The 5575-nt window shown below is 75.9% G+C and carries 3 protein-coding genes and 1 pseudogene; all 4 read left to right on the plus strand.

The window, feature by feature from the left end; translation table 11 throughout:
* A pseudogene (locus tag E0D90_RS26795) lies at positions 1-510 on the plus strand (NADH-quinone oxidoreductase subunit L); the annotation flags it as partial.
* A gap of 31 nt (positions 511-541) precedes the next feature.
* Positions 542-2302, plus strand: coding sequence for a complex I subunit 4 family protein (locus E0D90_RS23110; RefSeq protein WP_130799939.1), 1761 nt, complete (start codon positions 542-544; stop codon positions 2300-2302).
* Positions 2299-3933 carry an NADH-quinone oxidoreductase subunit N gene (locus E0D90_RS23115; protein WP_130799937.1) on the plus strand — a complete coding sequence of 545 codons (1635 nt, stop codon included), beginning with the start codon at positions 2299-2301 and terminating at the stop codon, positions 3931-3933. The genes E0D90_RS23110 and E0D90_RS23115 overlap by 4 nt, the downstream gene beginning before the upstream one ends.
* 204 nt (positions 3934-4137) lie before the next feature.
* Complete coding sequence (locus tag E0D90_RS23120) at positions 4138-5346, plus strand: hypothetical protein (protein ID WP_130799938.1); 1209 nt, start codon at positions 4138-4140, stop codon at positions 5344-5346.
* The last annotated feature ends 229 nt before the right edge of the window (positions 5347-5575 follow it).

A 5575-nucleotide genomic window follows, 5' to 3' on the forward strand; every position in this document is an offset into this window, starting at 1 on the left:
GCCACCGGCGTCACGACGCTGGTGCTGTGGCTGCTCGCCGTCCCCTCGCTGCTGATGGGACTCGGCTACCGGTGGCTGCCCCAGTGGCTGGACGGCGGCTCCCTGGCCCCGACCCCGGCCACCGCCGCCGTCGCCACCGGCGCCGCCCTGATCGGCACCGCCGCCGCCTGGGCCGCCTGGCGCCGCCGCTACGAGATGGACGAACTCCCCGACCCGGGACCGTCGTTGCTCGGCCGCAGACTGCACCGCCACGCCGCCGCCGGGTTCCACGTGGACGCGGCCGGGGCCGCCGTCGCGGTACGGCCCACCCTCGCCGCCGCGCGGCTGGTGCGGTTCCTGGACCGCACCGTCATCGACACCTATGTGCGGGGCGCCGCCACCGCCCCCGGGCTGCTCGGCGCGCTCGCCCGCCGCGCCCAGACCGGCAACGTCCAGAGCTACCTCACCGTGCTGGCCGCCGGAACCCTGGTGCTGGCCGTGACCACCGTCCTCGCGAACGCCGGAGGGTGACCGCACTGTGATCCCGCTCAACGACACCGCCATGGGGCTGCTCCTCGCCGCCGTCGTCGCCCTGCCGCTGCTCGGCGCCGCCGCCGCGCTGCTGCTGCCCCGCCGGACCGGCACCGAGCGCACCGCGCCACTGCTCGCCGTCGCCGTCACCGGGGCCGTGCTCCTCGGCGCGCTGCTGCTCGCCGCCGGTTTCGACCGCGACGCCGCCGCCACCGTGCAGGCCGAGACCGACCTCGACTGGATTCCCGCCCTCGGCGTCCGCCTCCACCTCGGGATCGACGGCATCTCCCTGCCGCTGCTGGTGATGACGGCGCTGCTGGCCTTCCTCTGCGCCGTGTACACGCTGCGCCGCCCGCCCACCCCGGGAACGGCGACCGGTGGGACGAGCGGCCCCGGCGCCACCGCCGGAACGGGGACACCCGGGCCGCGCGCCTTCGTCGCGCTGGTACTCGTGCTGGAGACCGGCACCCTCGCGACGTTCGCCGCGCTCGACCTCATCCTGTTCTTCCTGGCGTTCGAGACCGTGCTCATCCCGATGTACTTCCTGATCAACCGCTGGGGCGGCCCCGGCCGCCGCGCCGCCGCCTGGAAGTTCGTCCTCTACACCCTGCTCGGCTCCGTGGTGATGCTGCTCGGCTTCCTGCTGCTGGGAAGCCAGGCCGGAACCTTCGACATGGTCGCGCTCGCCGACGCCCACGGCGAGGGCCTCACCCGCACCACCCAGATCCTCGCGGTCCTCGCGATCGGCATCGGCTTCGCGGTCAAGACCCCGATGTGGCCCCTGCACAGCTGGCTGCCGGACGCCCACACCGCCGCGCCCACCGTCGGCTCCGTGCTGCTGGCCGGGGTGCTGCTGAAGATGGGCACCTACGGGCTGGTCCGCATCGCCGTGCCCGCCGCCCCCGAGGGGATGCACTTCTTCGCGCCCTACCTGGCGGTCTTCGCGGTCACCGGCATCGTCTACGGCTCCCTCGCCTGCCTGGCGCTGGTCCGAGAGGGCGCCGGCGGCGACCTCAAACGGCTGATCGCCTACTCCTCCGTCGGCCACATGGGGTTCGTGCTGCTGGGCATCGCCACCCTCACACCGACCGGCGTCAACGGCGCGCTGTTCGCCAACATCGCCCACGGTGTCATCACCGGCCTGCTGTTCTTCCTGGTCGGCGCGCTCAAGGAACGCACCGGAACCACCGACCTCGACCGGCTCGCGGCCGGAGGCGGCGCCCGGCTGTACGGACGCGCGCCCCGGTTCGGCGCGCTGCTCGCCTTCACCGCCGTCGCCTCCCTGGGGCTGCCCGGCCTGGCGGGCTTCTGGGGCGAACTCCTTGCCATGCTCGGCGCCTACCAGCCGGCCGACGGCCTCAGCCGGCCCGTCTTCCTCACCTGCCTCGTCCTGGCCGGGCTCGGCACGTTGCTGACCGCCGCCTATCTGCTCCAGGTGGTGCGCCGGGTCTGCATGGGGCCGGCGCCCGCCGGGGCAGGCGCGCCCGCCGCCGTCACCGCTACCGCGCCCGCGCCCGCCGCCGTCACTGCGGGCGGTGCCGGTCCGGCCGCGCCGCTGGACGCCGAGCCGGAGCTGACGGCACCGGCGGCACCGGCGGCCCGCGCGGCCACCGGAGACAGCCGCCCGCCGGACCTCCCCGACCTTCCCGACCTCCCCGACCTGCGCCGCCACGAGTACGCCGCGTTCCTCCCGCTGGCCGCCCTCACGCTGCTGGCCGGCCTGTGGCCCGCGATCCTGCTGCGGCTGACCGACCCCGCCGTGCAGCTCCTCCTGCCGGGAGTCGCCCGATGACCCTGATCCAGAACGTCGACTGGGTGGCCATCGCGCCGCCGACCATCGTCGCCGCGACCGCCGTCGCCGCCCTCCTGGCCGATCTCTTCCTCCCCGAACACCGCAAACGGCTCCTCGGGCCGCTCGCCGCCCTCGGACTCGCACTGGCGCTGCTCTCGCTGCTGCCGCTGCGCGCCGGCCAGCACACCAGCTTCTGCCTCGCCGACGACCCCGGACTCTGCGCCTACGCCGCCGACTCCTTCGCCGTGATCGTGCAACTGCTCGTGCTCGGCGGCGCGTTGCTGACCGTACTGCTGACCCTGCCCGAACTCACCCGGCAGCGCGGCGACGACGGCGAAGGGGCCCTGCCGCGCGGCGAGTTCTGGTTCCTGCTGCTCGCCTCGGCCGCAGGTGCCGCGCTGCTGCCCGCCGCCCGCGACCTCGCGACCCTGGTGCTCGCGCTGGAGGTCACCACCCTCCCCGCCTACGCCCTCGTAGCCCTGCGCCGCGGAGACAGGCTCGGCCCGGAGGCCGCGCTGAAGTTCTTCCTCTCCTCGGTCACCGCGACCGCCGTCATGCTGCTGGGCATCAGCTTCGTCTACGCCGGTTCCGGCAGCCTCTTCCTGCCCGGCATCGCCGCCGGACTGGCCGACGCCGACCCGGCGCTGGCCGCGCTGATCCGCGCCGGAGTCGTCCTCACCCTGGTCGGCTTCGCCTTCAAGACGGCCGCCGTACCGTTCCACTTCTGGGTACCCGACACCTACCTCGGGGCGCCGCTGCCGGTGGCCGCCTACCTATCCGTGGTGAGCAAGACCGCCGGACTCGCCGGCCTGATCCTCGTCACCGCGGGCGCGTTCCCCGACCACGGCGCGCTCTGGGGCCCGTTCCTCGCCGTGCTCGCCGGACTGACGATGACCGTCGGCAACCTCGCGGCGCTGCGCACCCGGGCGGAGGCCGGACAGTCCGCGATCCGGCTGCTGGCATGGTCCTCGGTGGCCCAGGCGGGCTTCCTGCTGGTGCCGATCGCGGCAGCCGGCTCCGCCGACGACGGTGAGGGTGTCTCGGCGGCGGTCGGCGCCACGGTCGCCTACGCGCTGATGTACGCGGTGGTCAACCTCGGGACGTTCGCCGTCGCCGTCCATGTCGCGGGCCGGGCGCGCGCGCACCGGATCGAGGACTACCGGGGCCTGTACAGCCGCAACCCGCTGACCGCCCTCGCCCTCGGCTTCTTCCTGCTCTGCCTCGCCGGGCTGCCGCCGGGCGTGGTCGGCCTCTTCGCCAAGGTCGTCGTCTTCCGCGCCGCCGTGGACGGCGGACTCGGGGTGCTGGCCGTGGTGATGGCGGTCAACGTGGTCGTCGCCCTCGTCTACTACCTGCGCTGGGCGGCGATCCTCTTCCAGCCGCCCGCTCCGGCGGAACCGGGCCCGGCGGCGCCGCGACCCGACGCCGTCCCCCTCCCCGCCTCCGGTTCCGCGCCGGCGTCGCCCACCGCTACGGCGCTCGCCCCCACCTCGGTCGCCGCCCCGGCCCCGCACGACCGGCCCGCGCTGCCGCTGTCCCTCGCCATCGGCGTCACCGCGCTGCTGGCACTCGCCCTCTCCGGCGCGCCGCAGCTGATCCTCCAGTTCGCCACCGGCGGCTTCCTGCCCTAGCGGCGGACACGGTCCCACTCGCCGTCCTGAGCCGGCCTGTCAGCCCGTCGGCGCCCCGCCGGTCGGCGGCACCGTGTCCACCTCGGCGAGCGCGCGGGGCCCGTCCCGCACCGAGACGGGTGCGGCACACCCGCACCGACGTGCCAAGGCACGCCACGCCGACGGTCGTTCGCGGTGTCGGTGGCGCCGCCTACGGTGGTCGGCATGCGTGAACCACCCGTTCCGGATCCGCTGCCCGAGGCGCGGGTCAGCACTCTCGACGGCGTCACCGTGGTCCGGCTTCCCGCCGACCGCGGCTACTCCGTGCACGAGGGCCGTGGCGACGGCTCGGGCCGGGGCCTGGTCGTCGCGGCCAACCGGTACCGGCCGGAGGGCTCCTACGATCCGCTCTACCTCTGGCTGACTCCCGACGGCCTGGCCGAGGCGCGCGCCGAGCGCGAGGGCGTCAACCCCGCCCTGTTCACCGGCCCGGACGGCGAACTGTGGGCCCGGCTCAGCCTGACCGAGGACGGCTCCGACGCCGAACCGGACACCGTGCTCCCGCTGCGCGGCAGAGCCGGGACCGGCGAGCCGCCGCGCACCGCGCCGTTCGCCGGGGAGTTCGTCGGCTGGGCGGGCGGGCGCGCGTTCTGGCACGGCGACGACCTCTTCGACCGCAGCCGCCCCTCCCGGCTCCAGGCGGTCGACGTCCGGCCGCCCGCCCGGGGCGGCTCCGGCGCGCGGTTCCACTTCCGGCGGCCGGTCCGGCTGCCGCTGCCGCAGTCCTCCCAGGCGGTGGTGTGCGAAGGCGGGGAGAGACTCGCGGTGCTGGCCGAGGGCGGCGGTGAGGCAGGCGGAGCCCGGCTGCGGATTCTGGCCGCCGACACCCTCGAAGCGGTGACCGAGGTCCCGGTACCGGCCGGGCCGGGCACCGCCTGGCTGGGGCTGCTGGAGGCCGGCCCGGACGGCGCGGCGCTGCTGTACTCCGTCACCCCTGAGGGCGCGGTCGCCGTTCTCCGGCTGGACGGCGCCGGCGGCAGCCACACCGTCGCCGCCGGCGCGCTGCCCGACACGCCCTACTCCCTGTGGCCGGTCCGCCGACCCGGCGGCCACGCGCTGCGGTTCACCGTGGCGGCGGGCAACGGCCTGCTGGTTCTCGGCGCCGCCGACCCCCGGCCGGGCGGGCCGCCGTCCGTCGCGCCGCGGGCTTTGTGGACCAGCCACCCGGGCGGCTACCGGGACGCGGTCACCGGCCGGGAGGTGACGCTCGGCCCCGGCTGGGAGAGGCCCGTCCTCCACGCCGCCGTGCCCCTGGGCCCGACGGACGGCCACGCCGCCGGCACCTCGGCGGACGGGCACGCCCTGGTCGTCGGAGACCGGGGGACGGCGCCCGAACTGGCGGTTCTCTTCTGCCACCACCCGGCGGCCGGCTGACGACCGGGCCGCGGCCCGGCCGGACCGGCCGCGCCGCGCCCGGGGCCGGCTCCGGTCGGGGACGGCCCCGGGGAACCGCGCCGCTCCGCGTCGCGTTCTTAGACCGGGACTGTCCACTGTTACCGGAACAACGTCGCGATCGTGCGGGAAAGCACCGGAGGCCCGCAAAGCACCCGGACGTCCGCGCCGCCTCAGGCCCCCGTCCTCCGTCCGTCCCCGACCGCTGCCC

The sequence above is a fragment of the Streptomyces otsuchiensis genome, assembly GCF_004305975.1.
Taxonomy (GTDB): domain Bacteria; phylum Actinomycetota; class Actinomycetes; order Streptomycetales; family Streptomycetaceae; genus Streptomyces; species Streptomyces otsuchiensis.